Raw genomic sequence first — 22,028 nt, 5'->3', positions numbered from 1 at the left:
TTGTGCCGGGGCAATCGGGTCAACTCGCGCCAACCGCCCAAGCTCCGCGCGAGCGGAGGGGATTGCCCCGGAATAAATCCAGGGAGTGTGGGAAAGAGGGAGGAGCATTTGGAAAACGCCGGAGACCGGTAACCAACGCCCCTCCAATACCCTCTCCCCGGCGCTGGGCCGGGGAGACGAGCAGGAAAATGGGCGGTCTTTCTTCTCCCTACGCGACCATCGCCGCCACGTGGTCGGCGATCGCCAGGCTCGACGTCACGCCCGGGCTTTCGATGCCGAACAGGTTCACCAGCCCCGGCACCCCGTGCTCGGCCGGGCCCTGGACCATGAAGTCCACCGCCGGCGTGCCGGGGGCCTGGATCTTCGGGCGGATGCCGGCGTAGCCCGGCTGCAACGCTCCGTCCGGCAGGCCCGGCCAGTACTTGCGGATCGCTTCGTAGAAACTGTCCGACCGGCGCGGATCGACGTCGTAGTTGATTTCGTCGATCCACTCCACGTCCGGGCCGAACCGCGCCTGTCCGCCCAGGTCCAACGTCAGATGAATGCCGAGACCCGCCTGCTCCGGGGCCGGATAGATCAGGTGGGTGAACGGCGCCCGCACGCCGGACAGGGAGTAGTAGTTGCCCTTGCAGTAGAAGTGGGGCGGCACCTTTTCGGCGGGAAAGCCCATCAGGCCGGCGGCCAGCGGCTGGGCGTGCAGGCCGGCGGAGTTCACCACCGTCTTCGCCTTCAGCAGCATCGGCTCGGCCCCGCCGACGGCGATCTCGATCCCGTCCTCGCCCACCTTGCCCCCGGCGACCGGCGCGTGGAAGGCGATCATGCCGCCCCGCTCCTCCGCATCGCCCTGCAGGGCCAGCATGTAGGAGTGGCTGTCGAGCACGCCGGTCGACGGCGACCACAGGGCCGTCACGCAGCGCAGTTCCGGCTCCATCGCCACCACTTCGTTATGCGACTTGAACTCAAGGTCGGTGACGTTCGCCTTGGTCGCCCGGTCCTGGATCTGCTGCAGCGCCGGGATCTGATCCTCCGAGGTCGCCACGATCAGCTTGCCCATCGGGGAGTACGGCACGCCGTGGTCGTCGAGGTAGCGGTAGAGCCTTTTCTTGCCCTCCACGCAGAACTGCGCCTTCAGCGATCCCGGCGGATAGTAGATGCCGGCATGGATGACCTCGGAATGCCGCGAGCTGGTCTCGGTGCCGATGGCCTCGGCCGCCTCCAGCACCAGCACCTCGCGCCCGGCGAGAGCCAGGGCCCGGGCCACCGCGAGACCGACCACACCTGCGCCGATGACGATCGCATCGACCTGTTCCGCACTCATTTACCCGCTCCGTTCAGTCCACCGAGTTCCGCCATCACATCGACCAGCAGGGGTACGTGCTCCTCGCCGTGACCGGTCGCGCAGGCCAGTGTGTAGAGTTGAAGCGCCGCCGACCCGAACGGGGCGGGGAGCCCCGCCTCGGCGGCGATGTCGTTGTAGTAGCCCACATCCTTGCGGGCATTGGCCATGGCGAATTGCAGGCCCGACGCATCGCCGTCGACCGCATAGGCCATGATCTTCTGGAACATGCCGGAATTGACCGCCCCGGCCGAAACCACCTCGCGCAGCTTGCCGAGATCGACCCCGGCGGCCCGCGCCGTGGTTGCCGCCTCGGCCACCAGGGCGGACATGGACATGCTCATGAAATTGTTGATCAGCTTGAGGGAATGCGCCGCCCCCAGCGGGCCGATGTGGAAGATGTTGCGGGCGTAGCACTCCAGCACCGGCCGCGCCTTCTCGACCAGCGCGTCGGGGCCGCCGACCAGCACGTTGAGCGTCCCCTCCATCGCCTCCTTCGGCGTCATGGTCATCGGCGCGTCGATGAAGTCGATCCCCGTCTCCGCCAGAGCCACAGCCACCCGCTTGGTGGAGGCCGGCTCGGCGGTGGAGGTGTCGAGCACCAGGGTGCCGGGTTTCCCGCCCTCGATGATCCCGTCGGCACCGAGGCAGACCCGCTCCACCACTCGGCTGTTCGGCATGCACAGGATGACGATGTCCGACGCGGCGGCGAGCTCCTTCGGCGTGGCCGCCTCGGCCGCCCCCAGCGCCGTCAGTTCCTCCACCGGCGCCCGGTTGCGGTGACCGAGCACGGTCAGCGGATACCCCTTGGCCAGGATGTTGCCGGCCATGCCCCGGCCCATCAGGCCCACACCGGCAAAGCCGACCTTCACAGGATCGGTCATCGCGGTTCCTCCCTTTGTGGTTCTTGCTTCCGGCATAGCCGATTGTCGGGCTCCCCTCCAAGCCCCCCAATGCACAGATCGTGGATTGACCGGGCCGTACCCGCCACGCTGCAATCGCGGCAAAAGCGACAAGCAACGAGGTTGGGAGGATTCGATGGGTGACCCGGTTCCGGCGATCACCGAGCATGAGGCGACAGGCGCGGTCGCGGAGACCTTCGACGACATCAAGGCGACCCTCGGCATTCCGGTGGTCAACCTGATCTGGCGCCATCTGGCGACGATCGATGGCGGGCTGGACTGGGCCTGGGGGGCGGCCAAGCCGATCTACGCGAGCGGCCAGGCGGCCCGCTCCGCCCAGGCGCTGTTCGACCGGCTGCCGGTGGCGATGCCGGAGCCGCTGGCCCCCGGCGCGCTACAGGCGGTCGGGGTGACGGCGGAGGATCTGGCGACCATTCGGGCGGTCGCCGCCGGCTACAACCGGGGCAACGGGCTGAACCTGCTGGCCCTGGGTGCGCTGGTGGTCCCGCCGGCGGGGCCGGTGCCGGGCGGCGGCGGGTCGGCGGCGGAAGAGGCGTCCGCGCCGATCCCCCGGGTGCTGTCCGAGGGCGACGTGCCACCGCATGTCTGGGAGCTGGTCCTGGCGCTGAACCGCTTCGGGTCCCGGCCGGACGAGCCGATCCTGGCGACCATGTACCGGCATCTGGCCTATTGGCCGGGGCTGCTGGCGCTGATGCATGCGGGGTTCGCGCCGCTGGAGGCCGACGGACGCCTGCGGGCGGCGACGGCAACCACGCGGAGCATGGCAATGGCGGAGAGCGCCCGGCTCGCCCATCTGCGCGCCGAGGCGGGACCGGCCCCGGCCGAGGCGGTGGCGGCGGTGGAAGAGTTCACCCGCCACGTCATCGCCCGCATGGTGCCGATCTGCCTCGCGTTCTCGCGATGGGTGGGATGAGTGCATAAACACAAAATGCCGTCATCCCGAACTCGTTTCGGGATGACGAGTATGGTAGTCGCGTTCGAGCAGGCTATCCCCGCCCGGTGGAGCCGAACCCGCCGCTGCCGCGAGCCGTCTCGTCGAGGGTCTCCGCCTCTTCCCAGGCGACCCGGCTGACCGGCGCCACCACGAGCTGGGCGATGCGGTCGCCGCGCGCGAAGGTCACCGGCTCCTGGCCGAGATTGACGAGCAGCACCTTGATTTCGCCGCGATAATCGCTGTCGACCGTCCCCGGCGCATTGACGCAGGCGATGCCGGAGCGGAAGGCCAGCCCCGAGCGCGCCCGCACCTGCGCCTCGTAGCCTTGGGGCAGGGCGATGGACAGGCCGGTCGGCACCGCCGTGCGTTCCATCGGCGCCAGAGTCACCGGCGCGTCGAGCGCGGCGCGCAGGTCCATCCCCGCCGAGCCCTCGGTCTCATAGGCCGGGAGCGGCAGGTCGACGCCATGGTCCAGCCGGGTGATGCGGACGGGAATGCTCATACGGAATGTCCAGTCTGGAAGTGCTCTGCGATACGGGCGGCAAGGCGTTTGCCGACCTCGGTCTTGGTCATGGCGGGCCAATCCTCGGTGCCGCTTTCAGTAACCAGATGGATGGTGTTGCTGTCGCCGCCGAAGGTGCCGGTGGCGGGGGAAACGTCGTTGGCGAGGATCCAGTCGCAGCCCTTGCGCGCCCGTTTGGCGGTGGCGTGCTCCACGACCTTCTCGGTCTCCGCCGCGAAACCGATCACCAGGGCCGGGCGGCCGTCCGTCTTCTGCGACAGGGTCTTCAGGATGTCCGGGTTCTCGGTGAGCTGCAGGGGCGGGAGGGCACCCGCCTCCTTCTTCATCTTCTGGTCAGCGGCACTGGCCACCCGCCAGTCGGCGACGGCGGCGGCGCAGACCACGATATCGGCCGGCAGGGCCGCCTCGCAGGCGGCCAGCATGTCGCGCGCACTCTCGATCGGCACGGTCTTCACCCCGGCCGGGTCGGGCTCGCGCGTCGGGCCGCTGACCAGGGTGACCTCCGCCCCCAGCGCGGCCAGGGCGCGGGCGATGGCATGGCCCTGCTTGCCGGACGAGCGGTTGGCGATATAGCGCACCGGGTCGATCGGCTCATGGGTCGGCCCGCTGGTGACGATCGCCTTCTTGCCGGCGAGCGGGCCGGCCGCTTGCGCGAAATAGGCTTCCGCCGCCGCGACGATCTCCAGCGGCTCGGCCATGCGGCCGTAGCCGTATTCGCCGCAGGCCATGGACCCTTCGTTCGGCCCGGCCACCCGCACACCGCGCGACGCCAGGGTCGCCAGGTTCGCCCTGGTGGCCGGGTGTTCCCACATGCGCACGTTCATCGCCGGCGCGATCAGCACGTCGGTATCGGTCGCCAGCAGCAGCGTGGAGGCGAGGTCGCCGCACAGCCCGTTGGCCATCTTCGCCATCAGGTCGGCGGTGGCCGGGGCGACGACGATCAGATCGGCCGAGCGGGAGAGCTGGATATGCCCCATCTCCGCCTCGTCGGTCAGGTCGAACAGATCGGTATAGACCTTGTCCTCGGTCAGGGCCGACAGCGACAGCGGGGTGACGAACTGCTCCCCTGCCTTGGTCAGCACCGCGCGCACGGCCGCCCCGCGCTCGCGCAGGCGGCGGGTCAGGTCGAGCGCCTTGTAGGCGGCGATCCCGCCCCCGACGATCAGGAGAATGCGTCTGTTGCTCAGCGTCATCATGGGCCGGAAGGTAGCGCGAAGTGCGGCGGCGGGCGAGAGGGTTCGGGGAGACGCCCACCCTCATTTCCTCTGCGTCATCCCGGCGAGGCCCGGGCATGACCCGGGGCTCGGCCGGGACCCAGAGCGACTGCAGTGGCAGGTCCCGGCCCGCCTCCGGATCGGGTCCGGGGTCGTCCGGGATGACGAGGAGGGAGCCGAGCGGGTCAGAACGGCGGCCGCTCCGCGCCCGTCAGTTCGCCACCGCCTGGCCGCCGTCGATGTAGAAGGTCTCGCCGTTCAGGAACGGGATGTCGTCGGCGACGATGGAGCCGACGAAGCGCGCCACCTCCCAGGCCTCGCCCGGCGTGCCGCGCGGGATCGCCTTCTCGATGAAGGACCGGAACCGCTCGTTGTCCATGTGGGAGCGGTTCAGGTTGGTCAGCGTGAAGCCCGGCGCCACGTCGACCACGCGGATGCCCTTGCGCGCCCATTCCACGCCCAGGCACCGGGTGATCGCGCCCACCGCCGCCTTCGAGGCGCAATAGGCCGCCGTGTACTTCACCCCGATCTTGTCGTAGTGCGAGCCGATATTGACGATCACCCCGCCGCCGCTGGCGATCATGTGTGGGTAGGCCGACTGGCACATGGCGAACAGGCCGACCGCGTTGGTGTTCAGCACCTCGGCGAACTCGGCCGGGGAGAAGCTCTCGCTGCGGCCTTCCTTGTGGATGCCGGCATTGTTGACCAGGGCGTGCAGCCCGCCGGTCGTCTCCACCAGGGCCGCCAGGGCTGCGGCCCCGGATTCCGGGTCGTTCACGTCGCAGGCCAGGTTGATCATCCGCCCGGCGAGCTCGTCCGGGACCGGCTCCTCCTCCGGGCCGATACCCTTGCGCGACAGGCAGCCGACGGTCAGGCCGCGGCGGGCGAGTTCCAACGCGATCTCCGCTCCCAGGCCGCGAGAGGCTCCGGTAACGGCTACGGTTCTCGTCTCGGTCATAGGTGTCCCAGTTGTGCACGGCGGAAGGCAATGCGGCGGTCGGCGGCGTCGAAGTTCCGAGAACTCATTTTCGGCGGCTTAGCGTCGCTGATCTTCAGGTAGACGAAGGTCGGTCCGTCGGTCCGCCGCAGTTCCTTGCGGCCCGCCTCGATCTCGTCGGGGGCGGTGACGGTCATCACGTTCCTGATGCCGAGCCCCTTGGCGGTCACCGCCAGGTCGGTACCCATGGAGGTATGGGTGATCTGGTTGCCGGTCTCGCCATAGCGCTCGTTGTCGACGCAGAGGATCGACAGGTTGGTCAGGCCGGAGGCCATGACGGTGGCCAGCGCGCCGACATTCATCAGCAGCTCGCCGTCGCCGCACATGACCAGCACCTGCCTGTCCGGCTGCGCCAGCGCCAGGCCGAGTCCCATGGAGACCGACGCGCCCATCGCCCCGCCGAGCAGGAAGCAGTTATCGGCATCGGGCTCGATCGCGTACATGTCCTGGGCCGTGCCGGCGAGGCCGGTGACGACCAGGAAATCGCGGTGGTTCCCGACGATGGCCGGCACCGCCTGGGCGCGGTCCATGCGCTGGTTGGAGCCGGTGATCTTGATCTCTTCGCTCATCTCCGGTCCTTCCCTCAGAACGCCTTGGCGCCGATGAACTTCTGGGTCAGCAGAAGCGCCACCGCGCAGTTGGACCGGAAGGCGAGGTTCATCGCCGCGTTGGTCGTCTCCTTCAGCTCCTCCGGCCGCTCGACCTCGAGCACATGGACGCCGATCGCCTCCAGGCAGGGGCGCACGGCCTTGCCCATGGGAACCTGCCAGGGGTTCTGCTCGCCGAAGGTGCCGCGCATGGTGATGATGGCCAGGAACGGGAAGCGGCCGTTGGCCTGGAGCGACAGCATGTTGATGCAGTTGCCGGTGCCGCTGGACTGCATCAGCAGCACCGCCTTCTTGCCGCCGAGATCCGCACCCGCGGTCAGCGCCACCCCCTCTTCCTCGGTGGTGAGCGGGATGGAATGGACGCGGTCGTCCTCCAGCGATTTCTGGATCATCACCTTGTGCCCGCCATCGGGGACATAGGCGAAAATCGACACGCCGCCGTCCACCAGCGTGTCGTAGAGCTCAGCGCCCCAAACCGATTGGTCCGACATTTCCGTGCGTTTCCCGTGTGATCGTTCTTCTGAAGGGGCACGCTAGCACGGTGAAATTCAGGATTGTATGCAATATTTCGCCGCGCCCGACGCCCCTGGCTAGGCGCCGAACCGGTCGTCCAGTCCCTGGTGGAGCGGCAGATCCACCAGCGCGCAGTACTCCGCGTAGGTGTGCTGCGGTCCCGCCTGAGCCGGTGTGCCGTCGCGCTTGAGCGCGGCCATGGCGTCGGCCACCGCCCGCGTCGCGGCGAACAGGGCGGTGACCGCGTAGAGCACGACGGAGAAGCCCATCGCCTGCAGGTCGCCCGCGGTCAGCTTCACCGTCTCGTTGCCGTCGACGATGGAGACGACCTTCGGCCCCTCCACGCCCCGGGCCACCGCCTCCACCTCGGCGACGGTCTTGATGCCGTCGACGAAAACCAGATCGACACCTGCCTGCTGGTAGAGGCGGGCGCGCCGGACGGCTTCGTCCGGGCCGAGCGTGCCGATGGCGTCGGTGCGGCCGATGATCAGCAGGTCGTCGGCCCCCCGGGCCTCGACCGCGCAGGCCAGCCGCCGGGCGTTCTCCTCGGCGTCGATCAGGCGGATTCCGGCGAGCTGGCCGCAGCGCTTCGGTGCCATCTGGTCCTCCAGATGGATCGCCGCCACGCCGGCCTGCACATGCTCGCGCACCGTGCGGTGGATGTTGGAGGGCCCGCCATAGCCGGTATCGGCGTCGGCGATGATCGGGATCGAGACGGCCCGCGCCATGTTGCGGGCATGTTCCGTCATCTCGGTCTGGGTCAGCAAGCCGATATCCGGGGTGCCCAGCCGGCTCGCCGTGGCGCCGAGGCCGGTCATGTAGAGTGCGGGAAACCCGGCCTGCTCGATCACACGCGCCGAGATGCTGTCCGGCGCGCCCGGCGCCATGACGATCTCACCGGAGGCGAGCAGGCCGCGCAGGCGGGCGGCGGGAGAGTCGGTCATCGGGCGGGCTCCGTGATTTGTTGGCGCAGGGTGGGCTTCTGCAGCTTGCCGTTGGCGTTGCGGGGCAGCGGGTCGGCGGTGAAGGTGACGGTCTCCGGGACCTTATAGTCGGACAGGCGCTCGGCGCAGAACGCCCGCACCGTCTCTTCGTCCAGCGCCGATCCCTCCACCGGACGCAGGAAGGCGTGCACCCGTTCGCCCAGCACCGGATCCGGACGGCCGACCACCGCCGCCTCGACGATCTCCGGGTGGTGGTTCAGCACGTTCTCGACCTCGGCGCTGAACACCTTGAACCCGGCGCGGTTGATCATGTCCTTCAGCCGGTCGAAGACCTTCACGAAACCGTCGGCATCGACCGTGCCGATATCGCCGGACCGCCAGGCGCCGTCGACGAAGGCCTCCCGGTTGGCGTCGGGCCGGTTCCAGTAGCCCGGCACCACCATCGGGCCGGAGATCCACAGCTCCCCGGTCTCTCCGGGCGCCAGAACCGAGCCGTCCTCGCCCCGGATCTCCACCCGGCCGCAGGGCACGACCTGGCCGACGCTGTCCGGATGGGACGGGTTCAGCCCCGGCGGCATGATCGTCGTCGGCGAGGTGGTCTCCGTCGCCCCATAGGCATTGACCAGCACCAGATCCGGCAGCAGATGCGCCAGCTTGGCGATGGTCGCCTCCGGCATCGGCGCGCCGCCGAAACAGCCGATGCGCCAGGCGGAGAGGTCGTGGCCGGCGAGGTCCGGCTGCAGAACCGCCAGGGTGTAGAGGGCTGGGACCAGGATCGTGTAGGTGATCCGCTCCCGCGCGGCCAAGGCCAGCAGATCCGGCACCCTGTAGCCGGCGCGCAGAGCGACCAGGGCGCCGCCGGCGATCAGGGTCGAATAGAAGATGCCGACCAGGCCGCTGACATGGCTGAGCGGGATCGCCGCCAGGGCCCGTTCGTCGGCGGAGAAGGACAGGCAGCGCGAGAAGGCCAGCGCCGACTGGATGATGCCGAAATGGGTCAGCATCGCCCCCTTCGGCCGGCCGGTGGTGCCGGAGGTGTAGAGGATGACAGCCACCGCCTCGGGATCGATCGAGGCTGGCGCGTCCAGGGGGTCGGCGGAAAGCAGGCTCTCGAACGGTTGCGCGCCGTCGCACAGACCGCCGACCGAAAACCGGTGCCGCAGGTCGGGCACCGCCTCGACCGGCGGCACGTTCTCCGCCAGAGCGGCCTCGTGGATCAGCACGGCCGCGCCGCAGTCGCTCAGCAGGAACTCGAGCTCGGCCCGGCGCTGGCGGATGCCGAGGGGCACGCAGATCGCCCCGATCCGGTTGCAGGCCAGCAGGGAGGTAACGAACGCCCAGCCGTTGTCGAGCAGCAGCGCCACCCGGTCGCCGGAGCCGACGCCAAGGGCAGCGAGGCCGCCGGCGATCCGCCCAACCTGCGCGTCCAGTTCGGCGAAGGACAGGCGGGTGTCTCCCGCGACCACCGCGTCGCGCTCCGGGTGTTGCGTCACGAGATCGCGGAACATCGCCGCCAGATCCGCCGGGCGCTCGACATAGCAGCGCACCTGTCGACCGCTGTAACGAGTCTCGACGGCCGTCTCACCGATGCAACCGTCCCAGAACCGGTCGTGGGAGGCGGCGGTCACGGCTGGAAATCCGGCGCCGGCCACGGTCCCTCCCCCGGTTCGGCCAGGCGCGGGCCGACATCGCGGGCGCCTCTGTCGATATTCCCCGGCTCGCGGTATTTGCGCAGTTCCAGTCGGCCGATCTGATTGCGATGGACCTCGTCCGGCCCGTCGGCCAGCCGCAGCAGCCGCGCCGTCGCATAGGCCGAGGCGAGGCCGTAGTCGTTGCTGGTCCCGGCCCCGCCGAAGGCCTGGATCGCCCAGTCGATCACCTGGCAGGCCATATTGGGGACGGCGACCTTGATCATGGCGATCTCGGCCCGGGCCTCCTTGTTGCCGACCGTGTCCATCATCCAGGCGGCCTTCAGGGTCAGCAGCCGCGACTGCTCGATCATGATCCGCGCCTCGGCGATACGTTCCAGCGTGACCGTCTGCTGGGAGACCGGGGTGCCGAAGGTCACCCGCTGTTCCGCCCGGCGGCACATCTTCTCCAGGGTCCGCTCGGCCAGTCCGATCAGGCGCATGCAGTGATGGATACGGCCGGGGCCGAGCCGCCCCTGGGCGATCTCGAAGCCGCGCCCTTCCCCCAGCAACATATTGGATGCCGGCACCCGCACGTCCGTGAAATCGACCTCCGAGGCCCGGTCGGGCACGGCGTAGAAGCCGAAGACGGGGATCGGCCGGATCACGGTGACGCCGGGCGTGTCCTTGGGCACCAGGATCATCGACTGCTGCTTGTGGCGGTCCGGATTGTCCGGGTCCGACTTGCCCATGAAGATGACGATCTTGCAGCGCGGATCGGTGGCGCCGGTGGTGTACCACTTGCGGCCGTTGATCACGTACTCGTCGCCGTCGCGCCGGATCGAGCTCTCGATATTGGTCGCATCGGAGGAGGCGACCGCCGGCTCGGTCATGGCGAAGGAGGAACGGATCTCGCCGGCCAGCAGCGGTTCCAGCCACCGCTTCTTCTGCTCGTCGGTGCCGTAGCGGACCAGCACCTCCATGTTGCCGGTGTCGGGGGCCGCACAGTTGAACACCTCGGGCGCGAGGGGCGAACGGCCCATGACCTCGCAGAGCGGCGCGTAGTCGAGATTGGACAGGCCGGCGCCGTACTCGCTCTCCGGCAGGAACAGGTTCCACAGGCCGGCAGCCTTGGCCTTGGGCTTGAGCTCCTCGACCACGGGCTGGACCTTCCAGGGACCCAGCTCGGCGGTCTCGGCGTAGTAGCGGGCCTCGTTCGGGTAGATGTGCTCGGCCATGAAGGCCTCGATCCGCGCGCGCAGATCGTGCACGGCGGGTGCGTGCTGGAACTCCATCGTCCTCCCCTCATTCAGCGGCGGGCCTTTGGCGGCCCGTCCTTTGGGTGCAGCCTGCCATGGCGGCGGGGAGCGGTGAAGGTGGCGAAATCGTCTCCGCGGGCGGCCCGTCGGATCCTCCGCGCCGTCCCTCTTGCCCGAGGCGTGCGGTGTCGCTATTTTGGATCCATGGATCCAAATTCACCCACAGAGATTGCCGACCGCCTGCGCGCAGATATCCGCAGCGGCCATATCGCCGCCGGCGCCGTCGTGCAGCAGGAAGACCTCGCCGCCCGGTTCGGGGTCAGCCGGCAGCCGGTGCGGCTGGCTATGGAGAGCCTGCGGGCGGCGGGGTGGCTGGAGCCCGGACGGGGGCGCAGCCTGAAGGTGGTGGAGATGTCGGCCGAGGCCTTGCGCGACCTGGTGGCCGTGCGCCGGCTGGTTGAGGGCGAGGCCCTGGCCCTGGCGATGCCCCGCCGCAGCGACCTCGACGTGCTGGAGGCAACCCACCTGCAGGAGCGGATCGAGGTGGAAACCGAGCCGCAGGCGCTGGAGGAACTGGACGCCGCCTTCCACACGGTGCTGTATCGGGCGGGGGGCAACCGGCGGCTGCTGGCGCTGGTGGACGAAGTGCGGCGGGAGGACCGCCGCCCATATCACGAACAGCAACCGGACGCGGAGATCCGCGCGGTCTGGACGCGGCAGCACCGCGCCCTGCTCGACGCCTTCCGCGCCGGGGACGCGGCCCGCGCGGAAGCGGCCCTGGATACCCACCTCACCCACCTGATCGAGAGATGACGGGACCATGCCCTCAGGCTTCGCCAAGACGCCGGAACCGCCGTATTACGCGGTGATCTTCACCTCCACCCAGACCGACGACCGGCGCGGCTACGAGGCCATGGCCGAGGCGATGATGACGCTGGCGCACGAACAGCCGGGGTGTCTCGGCGCGGAGAGCGCGCGCGGGGCGGACGGACTCGGCATCACAGTGTCGTATTTCCGCGACGAGGACGCGGTGCATGCCTGGAAGCAGCACGCCCGCCACCTCGGCGCCCAGACGCTCGGCAAGGAACGCTGGTACGCGCACTACGAGCTGCGGGTGGCGAAGGTGGAGCGGGCGTATTCGGGGCCGCAGGGGCGGTAGGGCGACACCACCCCCTTTCCCGTCTTCCCGGCCTCGCGCCGGGACCGAGAGAAGGAGCTGCTGGAGCGCCGGGAAATCAATCTCCGGCGCTCCGGAAAGCGGCACCCCGGACCCCGGCGCAAGGCCGGGGAGACGCGGAAAAATGAGAGAGCACTCCCCGAGCTAGATCCGGGGAGCGCACGGGTCGGAGGCGGGCGGCGTGTCGCCCCCTAAACCCGGTTCAGCAACCGTGCCCGGATCGTCCCCGGGAGTTCGCGGATCTGCTCCAGGATCTGCACCCCGTCCTCGACCTCGCCGTGCACGTCCAGCACCACGTAACCGATCTGACCGTCGGTCTGGTAATGCTGGGCGACGATGTTCAGGCCGCGACGGGCGAACAGGTCGTTCAGGCGGCCGAGCTCGCCCGGCTCGTTGCGCTGGACCTGGATGAAGCGGGTGACCAGCGTGCCCTTCGGCAGCTGCACCTCGGGGAAGTTCACCGCGCCCATGGTCGAGCCGACATCGGAATATTCGACGAACTTGCGGGCCACCTCGTCGCCGATGCGTTCCTGCGCCTCCTCCGTCGAGCCGCCCACATGGGGGGTGAGGATGACGTTGTCGAGGCCGCGCAGGGCACTCTCGAAGGTGTCCTTGTTCGATTTCGGCTCGGTCGGGAACACGTCGACCGCAGCCCCGCCCAGATGGCCGTCCTTCAGGGCGGCGGCCAGGGCGTCGATCTCGACCAGGGTGCCGCGGGCGTTGTTGATCAGGAACGCACCCTTCTTCATGGCGCGGATCTGCTCGGCCCCGAACATCCCCCTGGTCTCATGCGTCTCCGGCAGGTGCAGGGAGACCACGTCGGACTGGGCGAGCAACGCCTCCAGGGTCTCGGTCGGCTCCACATTGCCGTGGCTCAGCTTGTCGGTGCGGTCGAAATAGATCACCCGCATGCCCATGGATTCGCCGAGTGCCGCGAGCTGGGTGCCGATATTGCCGTAGCCGACGATGCCCAGCGTCTTGCCGCGCACCTCACGCGAGCCGAGCGCGGTCTTGGCCCAGCGGCCGTCATGGGCGGCCATTGATTTCTGGAAGGCGCCGCGCATCAGCATGACGATCTCGGCGATGGTCAGCTCGGCGACGGAGCGGGTGTTGGAGAACGGCGCGTTGAACACCGGAATGCCCAGCGTCGTCGCCGCCGGCAGGTCGACCTGGTTGGTGCCGACCGAGAAGCAGCCCACGGCGACCAGCGTCCCGGCGGCCTTCAGGACCTCCTCGTTGAGCTGGGTGCGCGATCGGATGCCGAGCATGTGCACGCCCTGCAGTTTGTCGATCAGAGCGGCCTGATCCAGCGCGCCGGAGACCTCCTGCAGGTTGGTGTAACCGGCGTTCAGCAGCACGTCGCGCGCGGTCGGCGAGATCCCCTCCAGCAGGAGGATGCGGATCTGATTCTTCGGGCGGGACAGTCCCTTTGCCATCTGGCTGGGTCCGTTCTGGTTTCAGGAGCGTGCCCGCGTCATAACGCAAATGCTGCGCTGCACCAACCCGTCACGCCGTTCTGAATTGCATGGCAGGCCCGCGCGGCCCCGACTCCTGCGACGCCCTGTCACCCCCCTGACGCCCCAGCGCGAACAGCAGGAACGCGGCGATGGCGATGTGCAGGATGTTCCAGCCGACGCCGTTCAGGAATGCCGCCGTATAGCTCAGCGTCAGGTCGTAGATCGCTCCCGACATCCAGCCGCCGAGCCCCATGCCGACCAGGGTCGCCGACAGCACCACGCCGACCCGCACCCCCGCCTGGGCGGCCGGGAAGAACTGGCGCACGATCAGCGCATAGGTCGGCACGATCCCGCCCTGGGACAGGCCGAACAGGGCGGAGACAACATAGAGCGGCACCAGCCCGTCGAAAGGCAGGAACAGCAGCAGGGCCAGGGTCTGAAGCGTGGAGCTGAGCAGCAGCGTCCACAGCGCGCCGATCCGGTCGGCCAGCGCGCCGCAGACCAGCCGGCTGACGATGCCGGTGGCCAGCATCAACGACAGCATCTCCGCCCCGCGCTGGCTGTTGTAGCCGAGTTCCAGGCAGTAGGAGACGATGTGCACCTGGGGCATGGCCATGGCGATGCAGCAGGCCAGCCCGGCGACGATCAGCAGGCCCTGAAGCACCGGGCTGGGCAGCGGCGGCTTGCCGTTGCGGCCCTTGGCGACGACCGGGGCCGGCGCATGGCCGATCGGCGAGCGGCGGCGCAGAGCCAGCGCCATCGGCACCACGGTGACGACGCAGAAGATGGCGATGATCTGGTGGGTCTCGCGCCAGCCCACGTCATGGACAAGATAGTCGATGATCGGCGGCCACACCGTGCCGGCCAGGTAGTTGCCGCTGGCGGCGATGGCCACGGCGATGCCGCGCCGGCGCACGAACCAGTGGGAGATGTCGGCCAGCAGCGGCCCGAAGGTCACCGCCCCGCCCAGCATGCCGATCAGCAGCGCGTGCGCGGCCGAGAAGACCCAGATGGACGGCGCGAAACTCGTGGCCCCGTAGCCGGCCCCGAGCGCGATGCCGCCGACGATCAGCGCCGGCACGATGCCGACCTTGTCCGCCAGCTTGCCCATCAGCACGGTGCCGATGGCGACGCCGATCAGGGTGAAGGTGTAGGGCAGCGAGGCGTCGGCGCGGCTGACCCCGAAATCCGCCTCCACCGCCGGCAGCACCACGACGACCGACCACAGCCCCGCGCCGCCGATCATGCTGATCAGCAGGCACATGGCCAGCCGGGCCCAGGCATAGGGGCCGTCGATATCGCCCGGGGCGTCGGAATCGTAGCCCGGCCCGGTCTCCCGCGATGTGGTCTGGCTCATCCCGCCGCCTTGGCAAGCGCCCGTTCGACGTAATCGAGCCGGTCCTGACCGTAGAAGTTCTCGTCGTCCACGAAATAGGTCGGCGCGCCGATCACGCCGCGCATGATGGCCTCGCCGCAGTTGCGCTCCAGTTCCGCCTGCACCGAGGCGGTCATCGCCTCCTCGATCAGCGCGCGCGGATCGCCGTAGCCGGCCTGCCCCACCAGATCGGCGACAACGTCCTCATCGGCGATGTCCCGGTCGAAGCGCCACAGGGCCTCCAGTACCAGCAGGCTGAGGCGGTCTACGTCCCCCGCCTCGCCGCGCCGCACGGCGCGCTGGCCAGCGATCACGATGCCGCTGGGAAGCTCGACCGGTCCCATGTGATGGATCGGCTCGCGCTGGATCTCCACACCATGGGCGGCGGCGCAGCGCAGCGCGTCCACCATGGCGTAGTGGCGCAGCATGGTCGGCCGCTCGCCGAACTGCATCCCGCCGATCGGCGGCATGGTCTTCGACAGCAGGATCGGCCGGTGCACGATGGTGCGGCCGTATCTCTGCGCCAGGGCGTTCAGCCGGGCGGCGCCGATATAGGTGAAGTTCGACCGGGTCGAATAGTAGTAGTCGATGGTGCTCATGCCGCGCTGCTCCCGGCCTCGTCCGGCAGGCTGACGGCTTCAAGCGCCGCCTTGCCCCGGATTATGTCTGACGCCTTCTCGGCGATCATCATCGTGGATGCGTTCAGGTTGGCCGACGGCATGGTCGGCATCACCGAGGCATCGACCACCCGCAATCCCTCGAGCCCGTGCACCCGCAGGCTGTCATCCACCACCGTCAGCGTGTCGCTGCTCGGCCCCATGCGGCAGGTCCCCATGGGATGGAAGGTGGTGGTGCCGCGATGCCGGGCGGAGTCCAGCAATTCGTCGTCGCTCGCCACGCCTGGCCCCGGATAGGTCTCCCCGGCGTTGTACTCGGCCATCGCCTGGGAGGCCATGATCTGCCGCGCCAGCTTCATCGCCGCCAGCAGGACCCGGCGGTCCTCCTCATGGGCGAGGTAGTTCGGCTGGATCACCGGCGCCTCGAACGGATCGGCGTTGCGCAGGCGGACATAGCCCAGGCTCTCCGGGCGCTGCTGCCAGGACGCGATGGTCATGCCCGGCTCGCGTTCCAGCTCCGACTGCACGCCTTCGGCATAAGAGGCCGGGGTGAAGGTGAACTGGATGTCGCCGAACTGCAGCGCCGGATCGGAGCGCCAGAAGCCGTAGACCAGGGTCGGGCTGATCGCCAGGATGCCCTTCCGGGTGGTCAGGTACTTCATCACCTCGCCAGCCAGTTTGAAGCCGCGGGCGCGCTCGTTGATGCTGTCGGTGTTCTTGACCCGATAGGCGAAGCGCGGGGCGTAGTGGTCGCGCAGGTTCTCGCCGACCCCCGGCAGGGCGTGCTTGACCGCGATGCCGTGCTGGCTGAGCTGCTCGGGCGCGCCGATGCCCGAAAGCTGCAGGAGTTGCGGCGAGTTGTAGGTGCCCCCCGACAGGATCACCTCGCGGTTCGCCTTGACCTCCGACGGAATGCCGTGGCGCCCGCCCTTGTTGTAGCGCACGCCGGTGACCCGCTTGCCCTCCAGCGCCAGCTCGGTGGCGTGGGCATGGGTGATGACGGTCAGGTTCCGACGCTTCATGGCGGGGTGCAGGTAGCCGCGCGCGGCACTCAGGCGCCGGCCGTCGCGGATCGTGCGCTGGGCGTAGTTCACGCCCTCCTGCTTCTCGCCGTTATAGTCCGGGTTGCGCGGAATGCCGGTCTCCACGCAGCTCTGGATGAAGGCCTCGGTCAGCGGGTGCGACCAGTCGATATCGGTGACGGTCATGGCGCCGTCGCGGCCGCGGAAGGTCTCGTCCGCCTGACCCTGCCGGCTCTCGCAGCGCTTGAAATAGGGCAGCACGTCGGCATAGCCCCAACCCCGGTTGCCCATCTGCGACCAGGTGTTGAAGTCGAGCCGCTGGCCCCGGTTGTAGATATGGCCGTTGATCGAGCTCGACCCGCCGAGCGTCTTGCCGCGCGGCGCCTTGATCCGGCGGCCGGCGGTCCAGTGGCTCGGCTCCTGCTCGTACAGCCAGTTCACCGACGGATCGAGGATCGTCTTCATGAATCCGGCGGGAATGTGGATGAACGGGTGCCAGTCGCTCGGCCCGGCCTCCAGCACGCAGACGGAGGTGTTGGGATCCTCGCTCAGACGGTTGGCGAGCACCGAACCGGCAGAGCCGGCACCGACGATGACGTAGTCGAAGCTGTCCATTGGATCACGATCCGAGTCTTGAAGCGGTCCCACGAGTGCGGGTTTCGACCAGTCCTAGCACAGACAATGGGGCCGGCGGGAGAGAGAAGCCGACGATTTAAACTTCGCCGGATCGGCACGAATGTTTGTGCATCTGCGAAGAGGTTTTTGCGGGTGCGAAGGGATTTCGCAGATCAACACTCCCCGGATCTGTTACGGGGCACTGCCGGCAGCCGGTGCGAAGCGTTCGACGGTGGGCGTCGCACCCGGGTTCGCCCCGGCACAAGGACGGGGATTCGGAAGGGGTGGGTGGCTTGGCCCTGATTTGCATCAGGACCATGCCGACAGCGCCGACGCACCCCCCTCGCCTCTTCCCCTGCGCGGTGCCACAGTGGCGCCCCGTCCGCCCGTTGCCCGCCAGAGACACACCCATGCCCCAGCCCGCCGCCCTGATCTTCGACTGCGACGGGGTGCTCGTCGATTCCGAGGCCATCGTCATGCGCATCGAGCAGGCGGCGATCGCCGAGGCCGGACTGAGCTATTCGCCGCAGGACTACGCCACCCGTTTCACCGGCCTGTCCTATGACGATTTCTTCGCCACGCTGGACGCCGAACACCGCGCCCGCTTCGGCGGCGCCCTGCCGCCCGGCCTGTACGAGCGGATCAAGGAGGACAGCGTCGCCGCCATGGAGCGCGAGTTGGAGGCCGTGCCGGGCATCGCCGATCTGGTGGAGATCGTCGCGGTGCCGACCGCCGTCGCCTCCTCGTCCTTCCCGGACTCGCTCGTCATGAAGCTGCGCAAGACCGGGCTCCACGACCGCTTCGCCCCGCATATCTACTCCACCCAGCTGGTGCCCAACGGCAAGCCGGCGCCGGACATCTTCCTGTACGCCGCCGAGCGTCTCGGCGTGCCGCCACGGGAGTGCGTGGTGCTGGAGGACAGCGTGAACGGCATCCGCGCCGCCGTCGACGCGGGGATGGCCGCCTGGGGCTTCACCGGGGCCGGCCATGCCGATCCGGGCCTGGCCGAGCGCCTGACCGCCGCCGGGGCGCAAACCGTGTTTGACAGCCACGCCGCGATTGCGCTCCGCTTGCGGGAATAAAGAACGATAAATTTGGGAGGACTGCATGGCCGTGGACCGGGTCGAGGACGCCACCGTCGATATCGCGATCGTGGGGGCCGGGTTCGCCGGCATGTACATGCTCCACCGGGCGCGTGGCATGGGGCTGCGCGCGGTGGTGTTCGAGACCGGCGACGGGGTCGGCGGCACCTGGCACTGGAACCGCTATCCGGGTGCGCGCTGCGACGTCGAGAGCATGGAGTATTCCTACCAGTTCGACGAGGAGCTGCAGCAGGACTGGTCCTGGTCGGAGCGGTTCGCCGCCCAGCCGGAGATCCTGCGTTACGCCAACCACGTGGCCGACCGCTTCGACCTGAAGCGCGACATCCGGTTCGAGACCAAGGTGACCGCCGCCCATTTCGACGACGCGGCTGAGCTGTGGCGGGTCAGCACCGACAAGGGCGACACCGTCGCCGCAACCCATCTGGTGATGGCGACGGGCTGCCTGTCGTCGGCCAACGTGCCGCATTTCGAGGGGATGGAGGAGTTCGGGGGCGACTGGTACCACACCGGGCGCTGGCCGAAGGACGGGGTCGATTTCACCGGCAAGCGGGTGGCGGTGATCGGCACCGGCTCGTCGGCCATTCAGTCGATCCCGGTGATCGCCCGCCAAGCCCAACACCTCACCGTGTTCCAGCGCACGCCGAACTACGCGGTGCCGGCCCATAACCACCCGGTCGACCCGGAGCGCGAGGCCTGGTTCAAGGCGAACTACAGCGAGCTGCGCGAGAAGGCCAAGCAGGGTCGCTCGGGCCAGCTCTATTCGGTGCGCGACGTGACCTGGGGCAGCGAGCCGCTGGAGACGGCGAAGGCGGAGTTCGCCCGGCGCTGGGACCTCGGCGGGTTCTCCTATCTCGGCGCCTATATCGACCTGCTGGTGAACAAGGAGGGCAACGACGTCGCCGCCGAGTTCGTGCGCGACAAGATCCGCGAGACCGTGAAGGACCCGAAGACGGCGGAGCTGCTCTGCCCGACCAGCGTGATCGGCTGCAAGCGGCTCTGCGTCGATACCGGCTATTTCGAGACCTACAACCGGGACAATGTCGCCCTGGTCGACATCTCGAAGGCGCCGATCGAGCGGCTGACCGAGAGGGGCCTGATCACCGGCGGGCGGGAGTACGATTTCGACGCCATCGTCTTCGCCACCGGCTTCGACGCCATGACCGGCTCGCTGAACCGGATCGACATCCGCGGCCGCGGCGGCCTGCCGCTGGTCGAGAAATGGGAGGCGGGGCCACGCACCTATCTCGGGCTGACGACGGTCGGCTTCCCCAACCTGTTCCTCATCACCGGACCGGGCAGCCCCTCGGTGCTGACCAACATGCTGCCGACCATCGAGCAGCATGTGGACTATGTCAGCGACATCATCGACCACCTGCGGGCCCACGGGCAGAACACCATCGAGCCGGAGCAGGATGCGGAGGACGCCTGGGTCGACCACGTGAACCAGATCGCCGGCGGCACCCTCTATCCGAGCTGCAATTCCTGGTATCTCGGCGCCAACGTGCCCGGCAAGCCGAGGGTGTTCATGCCCTATCCGGGCTTTCCGGCCTATGTGAAGAAATGCCAGGAGATCGCCGCGTCGGGGTATGCGGGGTTCCGGAAGGGGTAGCCCACCACACCCTTCTCCGTCTTCCCGGCCTTGCGCCGGGATCCAGGAAAGCCGCCGCTGAGCCGCCGGTGACTTATTCCAAGCGTTCCAGCGCGCGCGCCTCTGGCCCCCGGCGCAAGGCCGGGGAGACGGTGGGGAGTGAAGCCGTCATCCCGGCAAGCCCCGCGGCCGGCGCGCGTGACGACCGCCTCGCCCGTCAGATCGTCGTCACCCGCTCCGGCGCCGGCGGCAACTCCCCGCGTTCGACCGCGTGCACGGCCTTCACCAGCCCCAGGTTCGCCGGAGCGTCGATGCCGATCTCGGCCCCCTTCTCGGCGATGAAGCCGTTGATGTAGTCGATCTCCGTGCGCCGGGCCTTGGCGATGTCCTGGGCCATCGACGGGCGGCTCTCCTCGCTGCGGCCCTCGCAGGCGGCGAGCATCTCGTCCTCGATCGCCTGGCGCTGCCTGGCGTCGCCCTTCCAGGCGGCGATCCACTCCTCGCCGGTGAACTTGCCGATCTTCTCCAGATCGTAGCCCAGCGCCTTGCCGATGGCCGCCGCCTCGCCGCAGATGCGGATCTGCAGCCAGCGCACGTCGGCGTCCCGCGCGCAGCCGTTATTGCCGAGGCCGCTCGCCGCGCTCACCCCGTTCTGGTGGGCGTTGGCGCAGAGCTTCGACCAGCGCTCGCCCCAGAGATTGGTGGTGGTCTTGGCACTGTCGATGCCGGCCAGCATGCCGCAGACGCGCTCGACCCGCGGCGTGATCCGGCCATGGATCTCGCCGACACGGAACACGGTGTGACTGTTGCCGCCCAGCGGCACGCCGCGCTTGACCTCGCCCGGTCCGGTCATCTCGACCGCGATCTTGGCGGCGATGGTGCCGATCACCCGGCCCCAGCCGACCACCTTGGCGATGGTCTCCTCGTTGATGCAGTTCTGCAGCGAGACCACGTAGCCGTTCGGCGACAGGTAGTCCTGGATCATCATGGTGGCCCAGGCGGTGTCGAACGACTTCGTGCACACGAAGGCGATGTCGATCGGCCCGGTCTTCTTCAGCGCCTGCACATCGGTCAGGTGGATCGCCTTGGCCGGCGCGTTGAAGCATTCGGCCTCGGTCAGGCCGTAGAGGTTCAGCCCGCCCGCGTTGATGGCGTTGACGTTCTCCGGCCAGGGATCGATCAGGGTGACATCCTCGCCGGCGCGGGAGAAATAGCCGCCGACATAGGCGCCCACGGCGCCGGCCCCGACGATCGCGATACGCTCGCTCATCTCTTGGTCTTCCTTGTCTAGGTTGTCAGTGCGGCCGGTCGCCGCCGCCGATGGTCAGGCGGTGCATCACCCGGCGCTCGCCCGGATAGTCGTTCAGCGCCATGTGCTGGGTACAGCGGTTGTCCCAGATCACCAGGGTGCCCTTGCGGTAGGAGGCGCGGGCGGTGAAGTCCAGGGTGCCGGCATGGGCCTTCAGGAAGGCGACCAGGGCGTCGCTCTCCTTATCCGCCAGTTCCTTGATCCGGTAGAGGTGGCTGCCGGAGATGTAGAGCGCCTTGCGGCCGGTCTCCGCGTGTGTGCGGACCAGCGGATGCTCGCTCTCCATCTTCGGCGCGTTCTCCACGTTGGCCGTGTCGAAGCGGGTGCTGCTCATAAGCGCCGCGCGGCCACCGCGCCGGCCCTTCAGATCGCCGCTATAGACGCCGGTCAGCCCGTCGACGAAGCCGCGCAGGGTCGGACTCAAGGTCTCGTAGGCGCGGTACAGGTTGGCCAGGACCGTGTCGCCGCCACGCGAGGGCACCTCGTGGGCGTAGAGCATCGTGGCGATCGGCGGGCGCTCGTCGAACGACATGTCGGTGTGCCAGGCGCCGCCGAAATTCTTCTCCTCGTCCGGCTCCTTGCGGATCTCGAACACCTCCGGATGCGCCTCCAGACCCTTCACGAAGGGATAGGGGACAAGCGGGCCGAAGCGCTGGGCGAAGGCCTTGTTCTGCTCGATCGTCAGGTCCTGATCGTGGAAGACGAGAAGCTGGTTTTCCAGGAAGGCGCGATGGATCTCCGAAAAGGTCTCGTTGCCGAGCTCCTTGGATAGGTCGACACCGGACACCTCAGCACCCATTGTGCCGCCGATGGGTTTTACGGTTATCGTCTCGTACGGTTGCATGCCGTTTCCTCCCGTGAGGACCGTCTGTTTTCGCGGCCTTGT

21 protein-coding genes are annotated in these 22,028 nt (G+C 68.6%); 5 read left to right on the top strand and 16 right to left on the bottom strand.

Annotation, left to right across the window (positions count from 1 at the left end):
- Positions 1-208 precede the first annotated feature (208 nt).
- On the bottom strand, positions 209-1,318 hold the full coding sequence (locus tag BLS34_RS06455) for an NAD(P)/FAD-dependent oxidoreductase (RefSeq protein WP_093149041.1): 1,110 nt from the start codon (positions 1,316-1,318) through the stop codon (positions 209-211).
- Positions 1,315-2,220, bottom strand: a complete 906-nt coding sequence (locus tag BLS34_RS25300; protein ID WP_175474125.1) for an NAD(P)-dependent oxidoreductase — start codon at positions 2,218-2,220, stop codon at positions 1,315-1,317. Before BLS34_RS25300 ends, BLS34_RS06455 begins: the two co-directional genes overlap by 4 nt.
- A gap of 154 nt (positions 2,221-2,374) precedes the next feature.
- Between BLS34_RS25300 and BLS34_RS06440 the strand changes: the two genes are divergently transcribed.
- Positions 2,375-3,172, top strand: a complete 798-nt coding sequence (locus BLS34_RS06440) for a hypothetical protein (RefSeq protein WP_175474124.1) — start codon at positions 2,375-2,377, stop codon at positions 3,170-3,172.
- Between the two features lie 73 nt (positions 3,173-3,245).
- Here BLS34_RS06440 and dut read toward each other — a convergent pair whose 3' ends face one another.
- The 8 genes from dut to BLS34_RS06400 form a co-directional block, all read right to left on the bottom strand.
- The gene (gene dut / locus BLS34_RS06435; RefSeq protein ID WP_028795494.1) at positions 3,246-3,695 is read right to left on the bottom strand and encodes a dUTP diphosphatase; all 450 of its coding nucleotides are present in this window, start codon (positions 3,693-3,695) and stop codon (positions 3,246-3,248) included.
- Positions 3,692-4,909, bottom strand: a complete 1,218-nt coding sequence (gene coaBC, locus BLS34_RS06430; protein ID WP_093149245.1) for a bifunctional phosphopantothenoylcysteine decarboxylase/phosphopantothenate--cysteine ligase CoaBC — start codon at positions 4,907-4,909, stop codon at positions 3,692-3,694. Before coaBC ends, dut begins: the two co-directional genes overlap by 4 nt.
- 232 nt (positions 4,910-5,141) lie before the next feature.
- On the bottom strand, positions 5,142-5,888 hold the full coding sequence (locus BLS34_RS06425) for an SDR family NAD(P)-dependent oxidoreductase (protein ID WP_093149033.1): 747 nt from the start codon (positions 5,886-5,888) through the stop codon (positions 5,142-5,144).
- A complete protein-coding gene (locus BLS34_RS06420) occupies positions 5,885-6,496 on the bottom strand; it encodes a thiamine pyrophosphate-dependent enzyme (RefSeq protein WP_215906052.1) in 612 nt (203 codons plus the stop codon). Before BLS34_RS06420 ends, BLS34_RS06425 begins: the two co-directional genes overlap by 4 nt.
- A 14-nt stretch (positions 6,497-6,510) precedes the next feature.
- Positions 6,511-7,026, bottom strand: coding sequence for a phosphonopyruvate decarboxylase (locus BLS34_RS06415; protein ID WP_028795498.1), 516 nt, complete (start codon positions 7,024-7,026; stop codon positions 6,511-6,513).
- Positions 7,027-7,125: 99 nt separating this feature from the next.
- Positions 7,126-7,992, bottom strand: a complete 867-nt coding sequence (locus tag BLS34_RS06410) for an isocitrate lyase/PEP mutase family protein (RefSeq protein ID WP_093149031.1) — start codon at positions 7,990-7,992, stop codon at positions 7,126-7,128.
- Positions 7,989-9,620 carry a class I adenylate-forming enzyme family protein gene (locus tag BLS34_RS06405; RefSeq protein WP_245701929.1) on the bottom strand — a complete coding sequence of 544 codons (1,632 nt, stop codon included), beginning with the start codon at positions 9,618-9,620 and terminating at the stop codon, positions 7,989-7,991. The genes BLS34_RS06410 and BLS34_RS06405 overlap by 4 nt, the downstream gene beginning before the upstream one ends.
- Positions 9,617-10,915, bottom strand: coding sequence for an acyl-CoA dehydrogenase family protein (locus BLS34_RS06400; RefSeq protein WP_093149029.1), 1,299 nt, complete (start codon positions 10,913-10,915; stop codon positions 9,617-9,619). The genes BLS34_RS06405 and BLS34_RS06400 overlap by 4 nt, the downstream gene beginning before the upstream one ends.
- Before the next feature lie 168 nt (positions 10,916-11,083).
- Here BLS34_RS06400 and BLS34_RS06395 point away from each other — a divergent pair, with 168 nt between their 5' ends.
- Both BLS34_RS06395 and BLS34_RS06390 read left to right on the top strand, forming a co-directional pair.
- The gene (locus BLS34_RS06395; RefSeq protein ID WP_093149027.1) at positions 11,084-11,692 is read left to right on the top strand and encodes a GntR family transcriptional regulator; all 609 of its coding nucleotides are present in this window, start codon (positions 11,084-11,086) and stop codon (positions 11,690-11,692) included.
- A 7-nt stretch (positions 11,693-11,699) separates the two neighbouring features.
- Positions 11,700-12,038 carry an antibiotic biosynthesis monooxygenase family protein gene (locus BLS34_RS06390; RefSeq protein WP_093149024.1) on the top strand — a complete coding sequence of 113 codons (339 nt, stop codon included), beginning with the start codon at positions 11,700-11,702 and terminating at the stop codon, positions 12,036-12,038.
- 209 nt (positions 12,039-12,247) lie between these two features.
- Here the strand turns inward: BLS34_RS06390 and serA are convergent, their stop codons facing one another.
- The 4 genes from serA to BLS34_RS06370 form a co-directional block, all read right to left on the bottom strand.
- Positions 12,248-13,492: a phosphoglycerate dehydrogenase gene (serA, locus tag BLS34_RS06385; RefSeq protein WP_028795503.1), complete on the bottom strand. Its 1,245-nt coding sequence runs from the start codon at positions 13,490-13,492 to the stop codon at positions 12,248-12,250.
- Between the two features lie 70 nt (positions 13,493-13,562).
- Entirely contained in the window at positions 13,563-14,870 is a 1,308-nt protein-coding gene (locus BLS34_RS06380) for an MFS transporter (protein WP_084619009.1), read from the bottom strand.
- Complete coding sequence (locus BLS34_RS06375) at positions 14,867-15,487, bottom strand: 2-hydroxychromene-2-carboxylate isomerase (RefSeq protein WP_028795504.1); 621 nt, start codon at positions 15,485-15,487, stop codon at positions 14,867-14,869. Before BLS34_RS06375 ends, BLS34_RS06380 begins: the two co-directional genes overlap by 4 nt.
- Positions 15,484-17,142, bottom strand: a complete 1,659-nt coding sequence (locus BLS34_RS06370) for a GMC family oxidoreductase (protein ID WP_093149021.1) — start codon at positions 17,140-17,142, stop codon at positions 15,484-15,486. Before BLS34_RS06370 ends, BLS34_RS06375 begins: the two co-directional genes overlap by 4 nt.
- 410 nt (positions 17,143-17,552) lie before the next feature.
- On the opposite strand from BLS34_RS06370, the gene BLS34_RS06365 reads away from it, so the two are divergent.
- Positions 17,553-18,224, top strand: coding sequence for an HAD family hydrolase (locus tag BLS34_RS06365; RefSeq protein WP_093149018.1), 672 nt, complete (start codon positions 17,553-17,555; stop codon positions 18,222-18,224).
- Between the two features lie 25 nt (positions 18,225-18,249).
- A complete protein-coding gene (locus tag BLS34_RS06360; RefSeq protein ID WP_093149015.1) occupies positions 18,250-19,854 on the top strand; it encodes a flavin-containing monooxygenase in 1,605 nt (534 codons plus the stop codon).
- Between the two features lie 196 nt (positions 19,855-20,050).
- On the opposite strand, the gene BLS34_RS06355 is transcribed toward BLS34_RS06360, so the two are convergent.
- Both BLS34_RS06355 and BLS34_RS06350 read right to left on the bottom strand, forming a co-directional pair.
- Entirely contained in the window at positions 20,051-21,103 is a 1,053-nt protein-coding gene (locus BLS34_RS06355; RefSeq protein WP_093149013.1) for a ketopantoate reductase family protein, read from the bottom strand.
- Between the two features lie 25 nt (positions 21,104-21,128).
- On the bottom strand, positions 21,129-21,986 hold the full coding sequence (locus BLS34_RS06350) for a TauD/TfdA dioxygenase family protein (RefSeq protein ID WP_093149012.1): 858 nt from the start codon (positions 21,984-21,986) through the stop codon (positions 21,129-21,131).
- Positions 21,987-22,028: the final 42 nt, after the last annotated feature.

It is taken from the genome of Thalassobaculum litoreum DSM 18839, from assembly GCF_900102465.1.
GTDB lineage: Bacteria > Pseudomonadota > Alphaproteobacteria > Thalassobaculales > Thalassobaculaceae > Thalassobaculum > Thalassobaculum litoreum.
The sequence above is the reverse complement of the archived record's forward strand: the minus strand, read 5'-3'. Positions and strand labels throughout refer to the sequence as shown.

Coding starts and splice junctions, on each gene's coding strand:
- BLS34_RS06420 (WP_215906052.1), bottom strand. CDS start 6,496: ATGAGCGAAGAGATCAAGATCACCGGCTCCAACCAGCGCATGGACCGC.
- BLS34_RS06410 (WP_093149031.1), bottom strand. CDS start 7,992: ATGACCGACTCTCCCGCCGCCCGCCTGCGCGGCCTGCTCGCCTCCGGT.
- dut (WP_028795494.1), bottom strand. CDS start 3,695: ATGAGCATTCCCGTCCGCATCACCCGGCTGGACCATGGCGTCGACCTG.
- BLS34_RS06380 (WP_084619009.1), bottom strand. CDS start 14,870: ATGAGCCAGACCACATCGCGGGAGACCGGGCCGGGCTACGATTCCGAC.
- BLS34_RS06350 (WP_093149012.1), bottom strand. CDS start 21,986: ATGCAACCGTACGAGACGATAACCGTAAAACCCATCGGCGGCACAATG.
- BLS34_RS06370 (WP_093149021.1), bottom strand. CDS start 17,142: ATGGACAGCTTCGACTACGTCATCGTCGGTGCCGGCTCTGCCGGTTCG.
- BLS34_RS06455 (WP_093149041.1), bottom strand. CDS start 1,318: ATGAGTGCGGAACAGGTCGATGCGATCGTCATCGGCGCAGGTGTGGTC.
- BLS34_RS06365 (WP_093149018.1), top strand. CDS start 17,553: ATGCCCCAGCCCGCCGCCCTGATCTTCGACTGCGACGGGGTGCTCGTC.
- serA (WP_028795503.1), bottom strand. CDS start 13,492: ATGGCAAAGGGACTGTCCCGCCCGAAGAATCAGATCCGCATCCTCCTG.
- BLS34_RS06400 (WP_093149029.1), bottom strand. CDS start 10,915: ATGGAGTTCCAGCACGCACCCGCCGTGCACGATCTGCGCGCGCGGATC.
- BLS34_RS06415 (WP_028795498.1), bottom strand. CDS start 7,026: ATGTCGGACCAATCGGTTTGGGGCGCTGAGCTCTACGACACGCTGGTG.
- BLS34_RS06355 (WP_093149013.1), bottom strand. CDS start 21,103: ATGAGCGAGCGTATCGCGATCGTCGGGGCCGGCGCCGTGGGCGCCTAT.
- BLS34_RS06440 (WP_175474124.1), top strand. CDS start 2,375: ATGGGTGACCCGGTTCCGGCGATCACCGAGCATGAGGCGACAGGCGCG.
- BLS34_RS06375 (WP_028795504.1), bottom strand. CDS start 15,487: ATGAGCACCATCGACTACTACTATTCGACCCGGTCGAACTTCACCTAT.
- coaBC (WP_093149245.1), bottom strand. CDS start 4,909: ATGACGCTGAGCAACAGACGCATTCTCCTGATCGTCGGGGGCGGGATC.
- BLS34_RS06425 (WP_093149033.1), bottom strand. CDS start 5,888: ATGACCGAGACGAGAACCGTAGCCGTTACCGGAGCCTCTCGCGGCCTG.
- BLS34_RS06395 (WP_093149027.1), top strand. CDS start 11,084: ATGGATCCAAATTCACCCACAGAGATTGCCGACCGCCTGCGCGCAGAT.
- BLS34_RS06360 (WP_093149015.1), top strand. CDS start 18,250: ATGGCCGTGGACCGGGTCGAGGACGCCACCGTCGATATCGCGATCGTG.
- BLS34_RS25300 (WP_175474125.1), bottom strand. CDS start 2,220: ATGACCGATCCTGTGAAGGTCGGCTTTGCCGGTGTGGGCCTGATGGGC.
- BLS34_RS06390 (WP_093149024.1), top strand. CDS start 11,700: ATGCCCTCAGGCTTCGCCAAGACGCCGGAACCGCCGTATTACGCGGTG.